At 64.2% G+C, this 20,114-nt stretch carries 6 protein-coding genes (1 of these 6 running past the window's edge); all 6 read left to right on the forward strand.

All coding sequences use genetic code 11. The annotated features are described in order from the left end of the window. Positions 1 to 11,999: the final stretch of a proprotein convertase P-domain-containing protein gene (locus tag LZA78_RS12715; protein ID WP_233677315.1), read on the forward strand. It extends 26,161 nt beyond the left edge of the window; 11,999 of the gene's 38,160 nt are visible here — the last part of the coding sequence; the start codon falls outside the window, past its left edge; it ends in the stop codon at positions 11,997 to 11,999. A gap of 261 nt (positions 12,000 to 12,260) precedes the next feature. After that, positions 12,261 to 14,000: an efflux RND transporter periplasmic adaptor subunit gene (locus LZA78_RS17900; protein WP_233677316.1), complete on the forward strand. Its 1,740-nt coding sequence runs from the start codon at positions 12,261 to 12,263 to the stop codon at positions 13,998 to 14,000. Further along, complete coding sequence (locus tag LZA78_RS12725; protein ID WP_233677317.1) at positions 14,000 to 16,150, forward strand: biotin/lipoyl-binding protein; 2,151 nt, start codon at positions 14,000 to 14,002, stop codon at positions 16,148 to 16,150. The genes LZA78_RS17900 and LZA78_RS12725 overlap by 1 nt, the downstream gene beginning before the upstream one ends. Further along, positions 16,143 to 18,137, forward strand: coding sequence for a preprotein translocase subunit SecA (locus tag LZA78_RS12730; protein WP_233677318.1), 1,995 nt, complete (start codon positions 16,143 to 16,145; stop codon positions 18,135 to 18,137). Before LZA78_RS12725 ends, LZA78_RS12730 begins: the two co-directional genes overlap by 8 nt. Before the next feature lie 15 nt (positions 18,138 to 18,152). After that, positions 18,153 to 18,950, forward strand: a complete 798-nt coding sequence (locus LZA78_RS12735) for an efflux RND transporter periplasmic adaptor subunit (protein ID WP_233677319.1) — start codon at positions 18,153 to 18,155, stop codon at positions 18,948 to 18,950. Positions 18,951 to 19,061: 111 nt separating this feature from the next. Further along, on the forward strand, positions 19,062 to 20,063 hold the full coding sequence (locus tag LZA78_RS12740) for a type I glyceraldehyde-3-phosphate dehydrogenase (protein ID WP_233677320.1): 1,002 nt from the start codon (positions 19,062 to 19,064) through the stop codon (positions 20,061 to 20,063). Positions 20,064 to 20,114 lie beyond the last annotated feature (51 nt).

The raw sequence follows: 20,114 nt of genomic DNA on the forward strand, positions 1-20,114 counted from the left end.
CGAGCCGCCCGGACGAGGATGTCTATGTCACCATCACGCCCACGCTGGGGACCGAGGGCGATGTGGCCGCCGGCGCCAAGGGCGTGCGCGTCAACGGCTCGTCTGCTGGTGTGACGCTGGTCTTCACGCCCGACAATTGGGATCAGGCCCAGACCGTAACCGTCACCGCGATCAACGATCTGATCGCCGAGGGTCGCCAGACCGTCCTGCTTCGTCACACCGTCACCGAAGGCATCACCGCCGACGACGAACTCGGCTATGACGGGCTGGCGGTGCCGAGCGTCCTGGTCGATGTGATCGATGACGATGTCGCCGAACTGCTGATCTTCCCGGTCCACACGCTCAGCTCGGCTATCGATCTGGCGAACGAGACGATCGTTGCCGAGGCGCTGGCGCTGGCCGAGAATGACAGCTTTGCGGTCATGCTCAGCCGCGCACCGACGGGAACGGTCCAGGTGGGCTTCGCCGCGGATAGCAACGTGACCCTTTCGGGCACCTACCTCAAGACCGGCACCGGTGGGTCACGCTATCTCGAATTCTCCGGTTCGAACTGGAATACCGCGCAGACCGTCGTGGTGACGGCGGCGAACGACACTCTGCACGAGGGCGTGCATTACGCCCGGATCACGCCCACCATCTTCGCGGACACCCGCGATGCCTTCCTCGGCGTGACCTATGGCGATATCGCCACCGGGATTGCGGCGAATATCAATCGCGACATCAGCCAGCAGCGCTCGGCCGAGGTGCTTTACACCGGCTTCGACCTGACGATCCTGCGCGGTGATCTGACCGTGGCAGAAACCTATGTGCTGACACTGGGTGGTGTGGTCTATCGCTACGATGCGGTCGCCGGTCAAAGCGCCGCGAGCATCGCCGCGGGGCTGCAGTCGCTGGTTGGCGCTGCCGCGACTATCACGCGCGACGGAGCCAAGCTGACCTTCTCGCACGCGCAGGGCATCTCCTTCGCGATGGAGCTGGAAACCGACGCCTTCAGCAACGGCTACACCTTCACGCCGAACGGCACGATCTACATGTCTCTGTCGGGCAATGCCTTCGAGGTCCAGGGCACGGATAATGCCGGGCAGGACATCATCTTCACCGGCACCCGCGCCTTTGATGTTGCCGCCTTCCAGATCGCGGCCTCGACCGCCGATGGCACCAAGGATGCCGCTGGCAACCTGGTGGATGGCGCGACCTGGGTTGTCTCGGTCGATGGGCTGACGGTTCAGGCGAGCGCCGAGTTTGGCGACACGCTGGCCGATATCGTCAACAAGCTGGTCGCGCAGTTCGCGGGTACGGGCTATGCCGCCTCGGCGGGCTACCTGCAAGCGACGCTGCTGCCCGCGGCGGTTGGCGGTGTTTACAGCTCGACCGAGGGATCGCGCACCTGGCAGATCCTGATCGACGGTCAGCTGATCGAGTATACTTCTGTTTCGGGCGATGAGCTTGGCGGCATCAAGGGAATTTCCGACAAGCTGGCCGAGAAAATCACGACCCTGACCAGCGTTACCGCCACTGTGGATGTGAACGGTGCGATCACCCTCAGCGGGGCCGACAGCTTCTCGATCATCACGCTGAATAACGAGTTTGCCTCGATTGCCGTCGCGGATGAGGCAAGCCTGACCCCGCCGAGCTACCTCGCGGGCGAGATCTTCATCTCGCGGGCGAACGGCCATTCGGGCGTTGAGGCCTTCTCGATCGAAGTGCTGCGCAAGCCGAGCGCGGATTCGGCCGACGCGACCGCCGGTGCGACCGAGGTGGTCGCGGATACGCAGCGCTCGGACACGCATTGGCAGGTTGCGCGGATCGCCTTCACCGCCGTGGGCAGCGTCCCCGAAGATGCGCAGTGGGATCTGTCGCTTGGCGCCAATATCACCGATACGGGCTTTGCCCAGCAGTACACGGCCTATGCCTATATCGTCGGCCATAACGGCGACAACCTTGCGCCCTCGCCGCTGGATGTAACGGTGCTTGATGACGACGCGCCGACGGTTCAGATCATCCAGACCGGCGGGTCGACCGATCTGGCCGAGCGTGCGCCCACCGATATTCAGGTCGTGGACAGCTTCGTGATCGTGCTGACCGGGGCGCTGACGGGCTCGAACACCGTCACGGTCGATGTTACCCCGCTGCCCACGCGGACCTACAATTCGCAGGAAGCCTTCAATGCCGATGCGAACTTCGGCGAGAATGAGCTGGTGCAGGTTCAGGTCGCAGCACCGCTGGCGAGCATGACCCTGGCGGGCGAGGCCGTGGAGGGTGAGGTCTGGCAGATCACGCTCTTTAACGACGTGACGCTGCGCACCGGCATGCAGCAGATCAGCTACACCGTTCAGGCGGGCGACGATCTGGGCGACGTGGCACAGGAGCTTGCCGATCAGATCGACGATCTGACCGGGTATGCGGCGACGGTCACCGCCGATGGCCAGATCCGGATTTCGGTCGAGGCGGGCGCGGCCTTTGCACGCTTCTTCGTCGAGGTTGGCATTCTTGGTGCCAGCCAGGGCGTGATCGACACCCGCACCGTGCAAGACTTCAACTTCGCCAATGTGCTTGAGTTCGAGATGGTCGGCGTGCCGACGGCGGGCGAGGTCTGGTCGGTGACCTTCGACGGTGTGACCTACACCCATACGGTGATCGCCGGGCAGTCGCTTTCCAATGTCGCGGCCATCCTGGGTGGCAAGATCAGCGCGGCTGACGATGCCAAGACCGCTGCCGGTGGCACCCGCGAATATGAGATTGTCGTGGATGGCCGCACCATCTCGATCCGTGACCTCGATGACCCGGCAGCGGATTACGCGGCCTCGGCATCCGTTACGCCGCAGAAATCCGGCCAGATCGCGGCCCGCCAGTATGTCGAGTTCGACGCCAGCAACTGGAATGTGGCGCAGACGATCTCGGTGATCGCCATCGACGACGACTTTGCCGATGGCGGCGATGCGATGGTGTTTGGTGCCTTCAACAACCGCGTGAACTCGATCCGCGGGCCGATCTCGATCATCGGCGGCGAGTCGGATACCGATGTGTCGCTGCGCGTGCCGGTCATGCTGCCGGGCGAGACGAACCTGCCGCTGCCCGATGGCACCATCGACAGCATCGTCACCGACAACGGCACGACCACCATCACCGACGCCGACGTGACCCACGTGAATGGCGATTACGGCGAGCGTCCCGGCTTCGATCCGCGCATCAACGATACCGCGACGATCTACGATATCGCCTCGATCCTTGGCGATACGCTGAGCGGGCGTGTGGATATCGCCTCGGTGTCCCAGGATATCCTGTCGCTGGCCAATACCTCGGGCATGGCGCTGAACCTGACGGTGAATGGCGTCGATGCCGTCGAAAGCGGCAAGGTCTTCTTCTTCGGTACGCCCGATCAGGCGGATCTGGGTGATATCGACTGGCTGAGCGCGACCGTCGATCTCGTAGGCGATGCGGTGGCGGGCACCTATTCGGTGACGCTTGGCACCCATACTTACACCGTCTCGCCGACGCTGGACGAGCAATACCGCTCGGTCATCCTGCGGATGCTGGCCGAAGAGATCAACGCGGGTACCGACGGCTTCTACGCCGTGGCTACCGTCAACCTGCTGGGCGAGACCCGCCTGCGCATTGCCCGCACCGATGGCGAGGCCTTCGAGATTTCGGTCGCCACGCCCACCGGCGTCGACGCGATCGTCGGCGGTGCGCCGGTGCAGGATCTTTACAACGATCCGGGCATTACCTGGACGCTGGCCGCCTTCAAATGGCTTGAGGCGCCAGAGGCTGGCGAGACCTGGACGCTCTCGGTCAATGGCGTGGGCGCGCAGCTTGGCGGGGTCGGTTCGGTCGGCGCGCTGACGCAGGGGCTGGCCACGCGCATCTCGTCGGTCTATGCGCCGGTCGTCTCGGGCAGCTCGATCACCATCGCCGACCCGCTGCCGAACGATTTCGATGCCACCATTGGCGCGCTCTTCACCTATGCGCCGGTCAACCCGAACCTGCGTGTGGACGAAGCCGTCCAGATCGATACGCTGACCGTCTTTAACAACGAAAGCCCGGCGATCGAAACCGGCACCCTGACCGAGAACCATCTCTCGGGTCTGGGCATGGGCGGCGACACCTACATCGGCGGTGTGCTGGTGCAGGGCGGGATCAGCTATACCGGGCTTGAGGTGGTCGATATCCGCCTTGGCCGCAACACCGATACCTTCACGGTCGAGAGCACCCATCGCGGCAAGACCATCATCGACACCGCCGCGGGCAATGATGTCGTCACCATCAAGACGACCTCGGGCCACACGATCCTGCGCACCGGTTCGGGCGACGACACGGTGTCGGTCGGCTCGGGTCAGGGCGTGGTCGATCAGATCACCGGTCTTCTGATCGTCGATATGGGCACGGGCGAGAACGACCGCCTGACGCTCGACGACAGCGCCGATCTGAATGACAACGTGCTGGTGCTGAGTGGCAACCGCATCGAAGGGCTCGACATGCCCTCGCTGGCCGAGCGTATCCGCATCGAGACCCGCGGCACGGGCGGCAGCTTCACCCTCGCGCTGAATGGCGGGCCGTCGGTCGAGGTTGCTTTCGGCGCGAACGCCGCCGAGATGAAGACGGCTATCGACACGATCTTTGCGGCCTACGGCACCGATGCGGTCGTGACCCGTGAAGAAGTCGCGGGCGGCTATGCCTATACTGTTGAGTTCGGCGGCCCGACCGGTGGCGTCGATCTGCCCGACGTGCTCGGCGACGCAGGTGGTCTGGGCTCCTCGACCGAAATCTCGGCTTCGGTCGAGGTGAGCGAACTGATCAAGGGCACGACCGATCCGGGCCTGAACGTGATGCAGGCGATCACCATCTCGGCGACGGGTGGCACCTTCACGCTGGCCTTCTATGTGCCCGACGTTCTGGGCGTGGTGTCGCTGCAAATCTCCGATCCCATCGCCTATGATGCGAGCGCCGAGGAAATCGCGGCGATCCTCAAGCCGATCCTGAACCCGAACAACCTGCGGCCGTTCCTGCCCTATACCGACAACTTTGCCGTCGATCGCTTCGGCGACACGATCTATCTGACCTTCCAGGGCGCGCTGGCACAGACCTCGGTGGCGGCGGTCGATACCCGCGAACTCGAAGGCCTGGTGACCGAGGCGCGTATCGATATCGCCAACCCGCAGGAAGGTGACAGCTGGACGATCGAGCTGACCGACCTTGCCACGCCGCTCTTCGATAGCGTCTTCCCGGATGACGAAGCGCTTTCGATCTTCACCTATATCGCTCAGGCCAACGACGCGGCTGCCGATGTGGCCGCGGCTCTGGCTGCGCAGATCATGGATGCGCAGGGTCCGAACATCATCGCCCATGCCGAGGGCTCGATCCTGGTGATCACCAGCCGTTCGGGCGAGCGGATCTCGGTCGTGCTGACCGAAGGTGCCGTCGGCCCGCTTGGAGTCCAGACCGATCTGGCCACGCTTGATACGCGGATGGACGGTGTTGATTACTACAACGTCGATTACCTCGTGATCGACATGGGCGCGGGCAATGACGTGATCAACGTGCGCGGCACCACGGCGCATACCACCCTGCGTCTGGGTGACGGGGATGAGCGGATCTATGTGTCTTCCGAGGCCGACATCGGTCTGGCCACAGACACCACCTTCCTCACCGGCCACCTGCTCGACATCCAGGGGATGCTGAACATCGAGGCCGGTCTTGGCCGCCACAAGCTGATGATCTCGGATGAGGCCACTGTGCAGGGCGACGGCACGATTGAGAACCGTGCCCTGATCACCGACAGCCGCACCAAGGCGCTGGCCGCTACCAATGCTTGGGGCGTGGATAACGAACTCTCGACGGTCAACGAGATCTTCATCGTCGGGATGGTGCCTGCGGCGATCACCTATGGTGCGGCCGCAGATGGCAACTTCCTTGACGGCATCACCTATTGGACCGGCTTTGGCGATGATGCCATCGAGATCGACGGCACCCATGCGCGCACCATAGCGGGCGGGCGCGAACTGACCGTGCTGAACACCGGCCTTGGCGACGATAATGTCGTGGTCACGCTGCTCGCAGGGTCGGATGGCGCCTTCGTTCTGAACACCCAGGGTCCGCATGACGCCAATTACGATCCGGAATACGGCGATGCGCGCGATTACCTCGAATTCGCCGATGACGATATCGTCGATGCGGCGCTCTCGACGCTGCCGCTGATCATCTTCGGTGGTCAGGGCAACGACACCATCACCTCGGGTCAGAGCCGTGACATCGTCTTTGGCGATCGCGGGCGGATCGAGTATCGGACCGTCGACGGCAATGCATTTGCCCTCAAGCTCGGTTCGGGCGGGCCGGATCATGTCAATAACGGCACCGATGTCGCGCCGACCCTGATCTACACCATCGATCCGACCATCGGCGGCAATGACACGATCACGACACTGGGTGGCGACGATATCGTGCTGGGCGGGGTCAATGGCGATACCGTCACGACGGGCGAGGGCGCGGATATCGTGATCGGCGACAGCGGCCGGATCGACTACTACGGCGCCGATGGCAACCGTGCCGATATCGATCTGATCGAGACGACCGATGCGACCTATGGCGGCTCTGACCGCATCTCGACCGGCGCGGGCGACGATATCGCGCTGGCGGGCGAGGATGGCGAATATATCGGCGATACCCTGCTTGACGGAACGCGCTCGCGCGGGCGTGCGACGGTGGCGGCGACGATCTCGGTCGATTGGGGTGACGGCGTTACCGCCATCGCGGGCGATTACGTCGATGCGGGTCAGGGCGACAACATCGTTCTGGGTGACAATGGCCGGATCGTCGCTTCGCTCGATGATACGCCGCGCGCGGGCGCCCAGCCGATCACGCTTGGCCTGATCGAGACGACTGCCCCCGAAATTGGCGGCGACGATGTGATCCTGGCGGGCATTGGCCATGACATCGCCCTGGGCGGCGCCTTCGGCGACCGGATCAACCTCAAGATCGGCGAGGTCTATCACGCGACCGATACGAGCACGGTGCTGCACGATGCAGGGAATATCGTGCTCGGCGACACGGGCCGGATCGTCTGGGATCTGCGTCTTCTCGATGGGACCGCAGTCGATACGGCGGCAACGCTTGACCTTATCGAAACGACTGAGGACCGCGTGGGCGGCACAATGATCGGCGGCGATGATCTTGTCGCGACCGGCGCGGGCAATGATTTCATCATCGGCGGCACTGCAAATGACACGATCTTTGCCGGTGCGGGCAATGACCTGGTGTTCGGCGACCATGGCCGGATCATGAAGCAGGCCGGCGGCGGGATCGACGCGCAGCTTCTGCCGCTGACGCTGGCCGAGGTCGAGACCAAGTTCGACTATTACTCGATCCTGCGCGGCGCAACCGATGGCGGCGGGCGCGATATGATCTTTGCCGAGGACGGCAACGATATCGTCATGGGCCAGCAGGGCGGCGACGTGATCTACGGCGGCAATGGGGATGATGACCTGATCGGCGGCCACAACCGTCCGGGCGGCGTGGACGGCAGCGACCGGATCGACGGCAACGGCCATGTCCTGACTACCCTCGTCGGCGGTCTGAGCAGCTGGCTGGTGCGCGCCGAGCAGGCCTTCGACGTGAACGCGAGCGACAATGACGTGATCGTGGGCGACAACGGCATCGTGTTGCGCACCGATGGCGCGACCAGCCCGCGCTTCCGCCTGCTCGCGGATGGCAAGACCATGCTCTACGCCGATGGCGATGACGGCACGAACTCGAATGCTGGAATCGACGCGCAGCTGAACCCGGCCGGCGTTGCAGGCGAATTTGTCGAAACGCGCCTGATTGCGCTCTTCGATCACAGCGACAGCATCCAGAGCCATCTCGTCGATGACGAAGAAGCGGGCCGCCCCGAGCTCTACGGTGACGATTACCTGGCGGGCGGTGCCGATGACGACGTGATCTTCGGCCAGCTGGGGAATGATGCGATCCATGGCGACGGCTCGGCGGCATTCCGGGGGCTGCTCTCCGATGATGCCGCCTATGACGCGACGGATGCAGGCTTTGCCACCCGTGAGACCGCCGAGGGCACGCTGTCGGTGAACCCGACGCTCGGGCATATGCGCGATGGCGACGACTACATCGAGGGCAATGGCGGCAACGACATCGTCTTTGGCGGCCTCGGGCAGGACGACATCGTCGGTGGCTCTTCCGATCTTTACATCTATGACGGCTCGGCTACGGGAGAGGGCTTCACGCGGGCGCTCCTGTCCGTTGACGGCGTCGATGAAACCTTCCGCCCGGATGGCGCAGACCTGCTCTTTGGCGGCCGTGGCGATGAGACGACGCTGGCGCGCAACAGCTATGGCCAGACGGGTGCCAATGCCCACGCGCTCGATGCCGATGTCATCCTGGGCGATAACGGCCTCATCCTGCGTCTCGTGAAACTCGTCGGCGAAGGCACCGCCTTCCTCGGCTTCAACTACGACACGCTCGATCCAGCGCGTGCCTCGGGCACCACAGTTGGCGGCGCGCAGCATTCCGATGCCTGGCTGGTGGTGCGCGCGGTTGAGCTGCTCGACTACCACACCGGCGGACCGGATCGTCATGGCGACGTCGCGCTTGAGGACAATGGCGGTGCCGACGAGATCCACGGCGAAGGTGGCGACGACGCGATCTATGGCATGCGCGACAATGACGTGCTGTTCGGCGAGGGTCAGGATGACGACCTGATCGGCGGCTGGGGCAATGACTGGATCTCGGGCGGCACCGGGCAGGACGGCGTGCTGGGTGACGACGGCCGTATCTGGACCTCGCGCAATGACCGTTCAGTGGGCGAGCCGCTTTACGGCTTGGCTCCGGTCTCGCCGAGCACGATCTCGACCCCCGGCAAGATCCAGCAGGCCGATATCAACGAGCTTGGCAAGCTCAAGAAGACCGCCGATCTGACGCCCTTCTTCCTGACGCTCGAGCAGCCGGGCGTGAGCGACGATCCGCTGACCGATCCGCTCTATGCCGACGACATCATCTATGGCGGGCTTGGCGACGACTTCCTGCACGGCGGCGCGGGCGACGATCTGGTCTCGGGTGCCGAGGCGCTGAGCGCGGCCTGGTATCTTGAATTCGATGCCAATGCGCTCGACCCGCTTGCGACCGGCAAGCTTGTGCGCTCGGATTACTATGTGCCGACCAATGACGGCAACGCGCTTGGCTACGAAGCCTTCTACGCGGGCGAGTTCGCGGCCTATGACGAGGTCTTCCCGCGCGACGTGATCGTGATCGACGCGAATGGCGACTACACGACGCTGGCCGCCGCCGGTGGCAGCGGAATGGCTTATATCGCGGCCTTCGATCCGACCGATGGCGGCCTGACGACCGCAGTCGGCACGCTTGACAACGATGCCGGGGTCACCGTGCATAGCGACGGCAACGACGTGATCTTTGGCGATCTCGGCAACGACTGGCTGGTCGGCGGCACCGGTGAGGATCACATCTACGGCGGTTGGGGCGATGACATCCTGGATGCTGACGACGATCACACCCGTGCAGCGGATGGCTCGGTCGTGGGGGCCAACGACACGCCCGATACCGACCCGACCTACGAGGACATCGCCTATGGTGGTGCTGGCCGCGACATCCTGATCGGCAACACCGGCGGCGACCGCCTGATCGACTGGGTGGGCGAGTTCAACAGCTTCATCGTTCCCTTCGCGCCCTTCGGTGCCTTCACCATCTCGCGCGCCCTGGCGCCGCAGATCCAGGAATACCTCTACGATCTGTCGGCCGCTGATGGTGCCGAGCCTGTGCGCGTGAACGAGGATAACAGCGATGCCGCCCGCAACGGCGAGCCCTTCGGCGAGTTGGGCCTGGTGATCCAGAAGGACGACGCGTGGCAGGATCAGACGGGTGCCCCGGACGATCCGCAGCCGGGCAATATTCCGGGTGGCCAGCGCGACGTGCTGCGCGAGGCCGATTTCAACGGCACGGGCGGCGCCCTTGATGCGCAGGGCTTTGCGGCAGACAGCGGCGTCTGGACGGTGCAGAACGGGCAGTTCGTCGTTAGCCCGACGACGCTTGGCGGCGATGCGGTCTCGGTGTTCTACGTCGGGGATGCGCTGCCCAGCTACTTTGAGCTGACGGCAAGCATTATTGGCGGCAAACCCCTCGCGGGCTACAAGTCGAATGCCTACCTGATCTTTGACTACCACTCACCGACTGACTTCAAGTTCGCGGGCATCAACATCTCGACCGACAAGTTCGAGATGGGTATTCGCACCGAGGAAGGCTGGATCGTGCTGGAGCAGACGCCCGTTCAGGTGAAGCCCGATACCGCCTACAATCTGCTTCTGTCGATCAATGGCCTGACCGCGACGCTCGTCATCGACGGCAAGCAATACTTCACCCATACGTTCGCGGCGCGCGTCGATGAATACGGTGTGACCCATGGTCTCAACGCAGGTTACGTGGGCGTTGGCGCACAGAACTCGGTCACCAAGCTGGACAATATCGCGGTCCAGGTGCTGCCGCCCGATTTCACCTTTGACGAGATGGAGGACTTCTCGGATGGAATAGCCAATCGTTTTGCTCTGCCCAGTGGCTGGACGGTCTCTGGAGGTGCGCTTGGGGTTTCCGCGGGCGGGTCGTATGGCGTGGCGCTCTCGGATCTGCTGATCTCGCAGAATTCGGTGCTGCGGATCGGTGCCAATATCACCACGGCGGGGCAGGCTGGCTTCGTATTTGACGCCTATGAGGATGGGCGCTTCAAATATGCTCTGATCGACGCGGCGAATGATCGTGTCTCGATCGGGCACTACACACCGCGCGACGGCTGGGTCGAGGTCGCAAGCTACAGCATGAGCTTCAACGGCGACACGGCCTATGAACTCGAGATAACCCTCTCTCGCACATCGATCGGCCTTAAGATCAATGGCCATGATGTGCTGGGCTATGCGTTCTTCGCGCCGGTGACGGATGGCGCGGTGGGCTTGCTGGCGCGCAGCGCTGCCGTGTTCGACAATGTCGCGCTGGCCACCGATGACCCCGCCTATTTCACGCCCGATACCGGCATACAGACTTATACCTTCAATTCTGCCGGCCCCGTTGCGATCGCCGATAACAGCACCACCAAGCAAGCCATCATGGTCGGAACGAGCTTCGTGATCGCAGATATCGACGTGACGCTCAAGCTGACGCATGCGCGGCTTTCGGACTTGACGGTGACGCTGATCGCCCCCGACGGGACGCGGGTGAAACTCTTTGCGGCACTCGGTGGCACCGCCCTCGATGGCGTGACCTTCGACGATGAGGCGGCGCTGTCGATTGTTGGAGCTTCCGCGCCCTATTCGGTCAGCTACCAGCCGATCGGAGACCTGACGACGCTTGAGAACCTTGATGCGGCCGGACTCTGGACGCTGGAGATCGTCGATAGCGCCAAGCGGATGACGGGGACACTTGAAAGCTGGTCCCTGACAATCGTTGCTGCCGAGGCATTGCACGCCGAAGAAGTTGCCTTGGTGACAACCGGCGAGTTCCTTGACCAGACCCTGCTGGATGCAGCGCGCCTGCAGGCGCTGGCCGAGATCGCTGCAGAGTTGGGCCTGAACGAAGAGGATATGGCGCGCCTTGAGGCCGTGTCGATCTCGATTGCCTCGCTCGACGGCACGCTTCTGGGTTACACCTCGGGCGACACGATCACGCTGGACGCCGATGGCGCGGGCCATGGCTGGTCGCTCGATGGTAGCGAGGGGCTGAACCTTGTCGATGCCCTCAAGCACGAATTCGGGCATGTTCTGGGGCTTGAGCATGACAGTGCCGAGGCGGAATGGATGGCCGCGACCTTGACGGAGGCCGCTGAACTTGTCGGCACGGCCGAGGACGAGGCGGTAATCACGTCCGACACCACTAAGACTGACGGCACAACAGCGCCGCAGGAGGCCACCACTCTACCCGATACCTCCTTGGTGATCGTTGCTGATCCCTCGACGCTTGGCCTGAAGCGCGCGCCATTGTCGGAAAACCGGAAACAGTAGCGCCGGTAACGACACCCTCCAATCCATTATAGTGACTGGGTTTTTCCTTGTCAGAATCGCGACGCGGTCCTTTACTTGGCGTCAAGGGAGTTTGCGTTTCGAGTTTTGTAAGATTTTTCGTCAACGGGTGAGGCGCCTCTGCGCCCCGAGGGAGACATTTTGCAGCACCGGGCAGGGACAGCGTCCATAGAGGCGACGGGATCGGTATTTCTCGATCCAGAGAGCTTTAACAAACTGAAAAACGGCACCGACCGCTCACAGGTGGCGCAGGCATGGCTTGCGGCACTGGCCAGGCAAAGCGGTGGCATCGATCAGGGGCTGGTGGTGCTGGCTGGCATCGGGCGCAGCCGTTTCGAACCTGCCGCAGTCTGGCCTGAGCGTGCAAAACCACAGCGCGAGTTGATGACGGCCATCGACGACGCCCTGCGGGCAGATCGCATGGTTATCGAGACGGTGGGCGAGGGCGGCGCGGCAGTCGCGGTGCCGATCCGCGTCGATGGTCAGCTGCGCGGGGCAGCGGGCATTTTGATAGGCAAGGAGGCCGACGCGGGTGTCGATCTGATGATCGACCGGCTGCAATGGGCGACCGGCTGGATCGAGGCCTTCCTGCGCCGCAAGCAGAGCGGGTCGGGCGACAGCCTTGCGTCGGTGGTTGAACTGCTGGCGACCAGCCTGCACCACGAACGCTTTGCCGAGTCCGCGACGGCGGTCGTCTCCGAGTTGGCCGGGGCGCTCAACTGTGAACTCGTCGCCATCGGTCTGCAGCGCGGGCGCCACGTGCGGGTTCAGGCGCTTTCGAATTCGGCGAGCTTCGGGAAACGCTCCAATCTCGTGCGCGCGATCGAAGCGGCCATGGACGAAGCGATCGACCAGCAAGCGGTACTGAATTACCCCGCGCCCGAGGGGGGTGAAGAGCGCGTCCTACGCGCTCATGCGACCCTGTCCGAGGCTGAGGGCGGCGCGACGCTCTGCACCGTTCCCCTGACTGAGGACAAGAAGCTGATAGGCGCGCTCTTGCTGGAGCGACCAGCCGGTGAGGCCTTCGGCGCGGATGCGGTGCAGATGGCCGAATATGCGGGCGTCCTGCTCGGGCCGGTCCTGTCAATCAAGCGGCGCGAGGATCGCTGGCTGCCTGCCAAGGCCTGGGACGCCAGCGTCAATACTTTCAAGGCGCTGGTCGGTCCGAACCACGCGGCGCTCAAGCTGACGGCCATCCTCGCCGTGGCGGCGCTGGCCTTCGCCATCTTCGCCAAGGGAATGTACCGCGTCACCGCCGATGCGGTGGTCGAAGGGCGTATCCAGCGCGCGGCTTCGGCCCCGACCGCGGGCTATCTGGCCGAGGCTGAAGTGCGCGCGGGCGACATCGTCAAGGCGGACGACGTCATGGCGCGGCTTGACGACCGCGATCTGCGGCTAGAGCGGTTGAAATGGGAAACCCAGAAGGTCAAGCAAAGCCGCGAATACTCCGAGGCGATGGCCAAGCGCGAACGGGCCAAGGCGCTGATCCTGCAAAGCCAGATCGAACAGGCCGACGCCCAGATCAGCCTGCTCGATCAGGAGATCGAGCGCCTCGTGATCCGCGCACCCTTCGATGGCGTCGTGGTCTCTGGCGATCTGACGCAGGCCTTGGGCGCACCGATCGAGCGCGGCGATGTCCTGTTCCAGATCGCTCCGCTTGACGATTACCGCGTAATGTTGCGCGTCGATGAGCGCGACGTGAAGGACATGCAGGTTGGCAAAGCGGGTGCCCTTGTGCTCGCGGCGCTGCCCGACACTCCGGTTGAGGTGCAGGTAGAGCGGATCACGCCGATCTCGACCGCCGAAGAGGGTACCAACAAGTTCGTCGTCGAGGCCTCGGTCACCGAAGGCCCGATCGAAGCCCTGCGTCCCGGTATGGAAGGTGTGGCCAAGATCGAGGTTGAGGAGCATCGCCTTGTCTGGATCTGGACCCGCCGGATCGTGCTTTGGGTGCGTATGGCCTTCTGGTCCTGGTGGCCCTGATGGCCACCTCGCTCTTCTCTCCGTCATGGTATCGGGTGAAGGACCTTAAACCGCGGCTGCGCCGCCATGTGCAGATCCACCGCCACGATTACCGTGGGCGGGTGTGGTTCGTTATCCAGGATTTCGCGACCGGGCGGTTTCACCGGCTCTCGCCTTCCGCCTACCGTTTCGTGGGGCTAATGGATGGCAGCCGGACCATGGACGATCTGTGGAACACCACGAACGAGCAACTGGGTGAGAACGCGCCCACCCAGGATGAGGCGATCCGCCTGATGGGGCAGTTGCACGCCGCCGATGCGCTGATCTGCGACGTTCCCCCCGACGGGCGCGAGCTGTTCCGTCGTTATCAGCGGCACCAGTCGATGCAGCTCAAGCAAAAGATCTGGTCGCCGCTGGCGATCCGCATTCCGCTTTGGGATCCAGACGATTTCCTGACCCGCACCATGCCCTATGTGCGGCCGTTCTTCAGCCGCACTTTCGGGGTGATCTGGGTGCTGTTGGTTCTGACCGGCTTTCTGCTTGCCGCCGCGAATTTCGGCGCGATTACGGATAATATCGCCGACCGGGTGCTGACGCCGCGCAACCTCTTCGTGCTTTGGCTGGTCTATCCGGTCGTCAAGGCCTTCCACGAGTTGGGCCACGGCTACGCAGTCAAGAAAAACGGCGGTGAGGTGCATGAGATCGGCATCATGCTGCTCGTTCTGGTGCCGGTTCCCTATGTCGATGCCTCGGCGGCCTCGGCGTTGCGCGACAAGCATCAGCGGATGCTGGTCGGCGGTATCGGCATCATGGTCGAACTGTTCCTGGCATCGTTGGCGCTTTTCGTCTGGCTTTATGCCGAGACCGGCGCGACCCATGCGGTAGCCTATAACGTGATGCTGATCGGGGGCGTCTCGACGCTTCTGTTCAACGGCAACCCGCTCTTGCGCTTCGATGGCTATTACGTCCTTGCGGACTGGCTCGAGATCCCCAACCTGGGCCAACGTGCCAACCGCTACTACGGCTATCTGGCGCAGAAATACCTCTTCGGCATGAAAGAGGCCGACCCGGTCACCTCGCTGCCCGCAGAGAAACGCTGGTTCCTCGGATACGGGCTGGCAGCGTTCATCTACCGTCTTTTCATCATGTTCGCGATCATCACCTATATCGCTGGCCGGTTCTTCGCCATCGGGGTGATACTGGCGCTTTGGGCGATCGCGACGCAGATCCTTGTGCCCATAGGCAAGTCCATGTCCTTTCTGACCTCCAGTCCCAAGGTCGGCTCGAACCGGCCCCGCGCGGTGCTTGTCACCGGCGGCATTTTCGCCGCGTTGCTCCTGATCCTTTTCGTCATTCCCGCCCCCTACCGATCCGTGGTCAGCGGCGTCACCTGGCCGTCCGAGCAGGCGCAGGTGCGCGTCGGAACCAGCGGCTTCATCGCCAAGGTTCCCGTGAAAACTTACGACCAAGTCGAACCTGGGCAGGTGCTGATCGCACTCGACGATCCGCTGCTGCGCGCGCGCCTTGACGTGATCGATGCGCAGATCGCCGGGTTGGAGCTTCAGCGCGCTGCGGCCGCGCAGGCCGACCTTGTGCAGGCCGCGCTGACCTCGGCCGAGATCGACGCGGCCAAGGAGGATCGCGCCCGGTTGGTCGAGCAACTTGATGAGCTGGAGATCCGCGCGCCGCGCGCGGGCCTTGCGGTGATCCCGAACGGGCAGGATCTGGCCGGGCGGTTTGCCAAACGCGGGCAGGTGATCGCCTATGTCCTGACCGAGGCAGATACCGCCGCGCTGCGCGTGGTGATCGGGCAAGATGACGTCGATCTTGTGCGCAACGCGACGGGCAGGGTCGATGTGATGCCCGTCGAATATGGCGGCCAGGGGTATTCTGCGACCCTCGTGCGCGAGGTGCCCGGCGGTGTCATGAGCTTGCCGACCCCGGCGCTTGGGATGGCGGGCGGCGGCACGGTGCCGGTCGATCCATCCGATGGGCGCGGGCTGCGCACGCTCAAGCGCGTGTTCGAGTTCGAGCTTGAGATGGACCCCGAGGCGGCCTTGCCGCTTTTGGGGCGGCGCGTTGACGTGCGTTTTTCACATGGCACCCTGCCGATCGGCTTTCAGGCCTACCGGTCCCTGCGGCAGCTGTTCCTGAGGCTGTACGATGTCTGAAAAGCTCGTCCAGCGTCCCGGTCTGCTGACCGCCGTTTATCCGGAGCGGGAAGATGTGCGGCTAGGCACGCTTGATCGCCTGATGGCGGCGGGGGTTGGACGGCTGTCGCAGCTCTTCTCGGTGCGCACAGCGACGGGGGCGGGGTTCCTGCGTCGCGTGGGGCAGGAGGAGGCTGCGCTTGGCGCGCTCTCCGAAATGGAATTTGCCCGCGCCCGCGTTGAGATCGCGCAAAGGCTGCGGGTTGCGGGTCTGCGCGAGGATCTGGTCGCGCGTGCCTTCGCGCTGGTGCGCATCCAGGCCGAGCGCAGCCTGGGAATGCGCCCCTTCGACGTGCAGCTTCTGGGTGGCCTTGGGATGCTGCACGGTCGCGTGGTCGAGATGGACACGGGCGAGGGCAAGACTCTGACCGCCTCGATCCCGGCGGCGGTCATGGCGCTTTCGGCCGTGCCGGTCCACATTGTCACCGTCAACGATTTCCTTGCCGAGCGTGACGCCGAGTGGATGGGGCCGCTGTACCGCGCGCTTGGCCTGAGCGTAGGCGTCATCGTCGAGGGCCTCAGCCCCGAGGCGCGCCGCGCCGCCTATGCGTGTGACATCTGCTATTGCACCAACAAACAGGTGGCCTTCGATTATCTCAAGGATCGCCTGGTACTTGAGGGCGAAACGCGCCCACTGCACATGGCGCTTGAGGGGCTGTCGCGCTCCACGCCCCGGCGCGAGCGCCTTTTGATGCGCGGTCTGTGCTACGCGATCGTGGACGAGGCCGACAGCGTGTTGATCGACGAGGCCCGCACGCCGCTGATCATCACCCGCGCGGGCGACCATTCGGGGCTTGAACAGACCTATCGCCGCGCGGTGGACATCGCCCGCAGGCTAGAGGCGCCACGCGATTACCAACTGCGCGAAAAAGAATGGCGCGTGCAACTGACCGACCTTGGCAAGGCGCGGCTAAGACGCCTTAGTGAGGGCTTTGGCGGCGTGTGGGCCGCCGAGATCCACCGCGAGGAACTGGCGCGCCAAGCGCTTTCGGCGCTGCACCTTTATCACCGCGACAAGCATTATATCGTCGATGAGGCGGGCGTGCAGATCGTGGACGAATATACCGGCCGCCTGATGGCCGACCGCTCGTGGGAGCGCGGCCTGCACCAGATGATCGAGGTCAAGGAGGGCTGCGAGATCACCGGGCGGCAAGAGACGCTGATCCGCATCTCGTATCAACGGTTTTTCCGGCGCTACCTGACGCTGGCGGGCATGACGGGCACCGCGCACGAGGTCTCGGGCGAGATGCGCTCGGTCTACCGGCTACGCAGCAAGCGCATTCCAACCAACCGCAAGTCGCGCCGTGTGAACCTGGGCGAGCACCATTTCGCGACGGTCGAGCAGAAATGGCGGGCCGTGCTGAAAGACGTGGGCGAGCATCATGAGGCCGGGCGACCGATCCTGATCGGGACGCAGTCGATCCACGCCTCGGAAGAGGTCAGCCGGATCCTGACGGAAGCTGGCCTGGCGCATCGCGTTCTGAACGCGCGGCAAAACGCGGACGAGGCCCATATCATCGCCGAGGCGGGCGGCATCGGTCGGATCACCGTCGCCACCAACATGGCAGGGCGCGGCACCGATATCCGCATTGATGACGCAGTGCGCGCCATCGGGGGATTGCATGTGATCGCGACCGGGCGCCACGATGCGCGCCGTATCGACCGCCAGCTTTACGGGCGTTGCGGACGACAGGGCGATCCGGGCAGCCATGTGACCTATGTCTCGCTCGAGGACGATCTGCTGCGCGTGTTCTACGGCCCGCGCCTTGCCCGCGTGATCGCGTTCTTTGAAACGGGCTCCGGCAGGGTGCCGCGCCTGATCGGCGGCGCCTTGACGCGCATCGCCCAGCAAGCCACCGAAATGCGCCACAGCGCGACCCGCAAGAACCTGCTTCATGCAGATGACAGTCTCGAAGACCTGCTGGCTTTCACCGGCCGCGGCAACTGACGAACGGAGCCCCTCATGCGCCTGATTTCGCTGTCCATCCTGTTTGCCCTCGGGGCGCAGACCGCATCTGCACAGCAAAGCTACGATTGCGTGATCTACCCCAGCCAGGTCTTGCAACTCGGCAGCGCCTCGGACGGGATCATCGAGGAGATGTTCGTGTCGCGCGGGGACCGGGTGAAAGCAGGCGACATGGTGGCGCAGCTCGAATCCGAGGCTGAGAAAGCCTCGCTCACCTATGCGACCGAGCGGGCCGAGGACATGGGGCCGATCGAGATTGCACAGTCGCGGGTCGAGTTGCTGAAGGCCGCGTCGGGCCGGGCGACCGAAATGGGCAAGCGCAAGATCATGCCCGAAGCCCAAATCGAGCAGGTGCAAACCGAATATCAGGTCGCGCAGCTCGAACTGCGCCGCGCCGAGGTCGATCAGCGGCTGGCCAAGCTCGATGTCGAGCGGGTCGAGGCGCAGCTGCGACGCCGTGCGATCCGCAGCCCGATCGACGGTATCGTGACGACGCGGATGATGGGGCCGGGTGAGTATGTCTATTCCCAGACCCCGGTTGCTGAGGTCGCTCAGGTTGACCCTCTCTATGTCGAGGTGTTCCTGCCGACCACGCTTTATCCAGACCTGGCGGTCGATCAAAAGGGCAGCGTTTTCCCTGCCGAGCCGATCGGCGGCGAATACAGCGCCACGATTGTCGTGGTTGATAGCGTGTTTGACGCAGCCAGCGACACGTTCGGTGTCCGTCTGGCGCTGCCCAACCCCGAAGGCAAGCTGCCTGCGGGGATCGACTGTCGGGTCGCATTCTCCAACTGACGCTGCGGTGCCGGTCTGAGCGTCCGCGATTGTATCCATGTCAATCGTGGGCTTTCGGCCCCGCGCGCGGCATCCTAAACAGGGGGCGGGGAGGCGCTGCGGGAGTCGGTCATGCGCATATTCATCAACGGGTTCGGTCGGATCGGGCGCTCGGTTCTGCGCGCGCTGATGCAAGAGCGTGCGCGTGGCGGCGCGCGCTGGCCGGGGCTGGAGGTCGTGGGAATCAACGACATCGCCGCGCCCGAGATGTGCGCCTACCTTTTCGAATATGACAGTGTCTTCGGGCCCTGGCGCGGCACTGTCGCGCAGGAACCGGGGGCGCTTGTAATCGACGGGCAGCGGATCGCGCTGCATCGGGTCGAGGATCTGGGGCAGCTCGATCTTGCTGGCGTGGATCTTGTGCTGGAATGCACCGGGCGCGCCGATCGGGCGGATGTGGCAGGGCAGGGTCTGGCCGCGGGGGCGGGCCGCGTGCTGATCTCGGGGCCGTCGCAAGCGGCCGAGTTCACCGTGGTGCTTGGTGCCAATGAGGAAGGGCTTGGCTCGCAGCGCATCGTCTCGAACGCGAGCTGCACGACGAATGCGCTGGCGCCGCTGATCCGGTTGCTCGATGACCGTTGGGGGGTCGTGACCGGATCGATGACGACGATCCACTGCTATACCGGCTCGCAGCCGACGGTCGATGCACCCGCCGCGGATTTCGCGCGCTCGCGCGCGGCGGCGCTGTCGATGGTGCCCACGACGACCTCTGCGGGGCGGCTGCTGGATGGCGTGCTGCCGACGCTCGCCGGGCGGATCATTGCCCAGGCTGTGCGCGTGCCGACAGCCAGCGTCTCTGCCGTCGATCTGGCGGTGATGACGCGCGTGCCGGTCACGGCGGACGCGGTCAACGCGGTCTTTCGCACCGAGGCGGCGGCGGGGGGCGTGATCGGGGCTACCGATCAGGCGCTGGTCTCCACCGATCTGCGCGCGCGCCGCGAAAGCGTGATCATGGCCTGCCCCGAGACCCGCGTGACCGAGGGCGGAATGCTCCGCATCTTTGGTTGGTATGACAATGAATGGGGCTTCTCGAACCGGATGCTCGACGTTGCCTGTCTGATGACCGGGGGGTGAGGCGCGGGGGGGGGGGGGGGGGGGGGGGCCGGCCCCCCCCCCCCCCCCCCC

Source organism: Rhodobacter flavimaris (genome assembly GCF_021378075.1).
GTDB classification, from domain to species: Bacteria; Pseudomonadota; Alphaproteobacteria; order Rhodobacterales; family Rhodobacteraceae; genus Rhodobacter; species Rhodobacter flavimaris.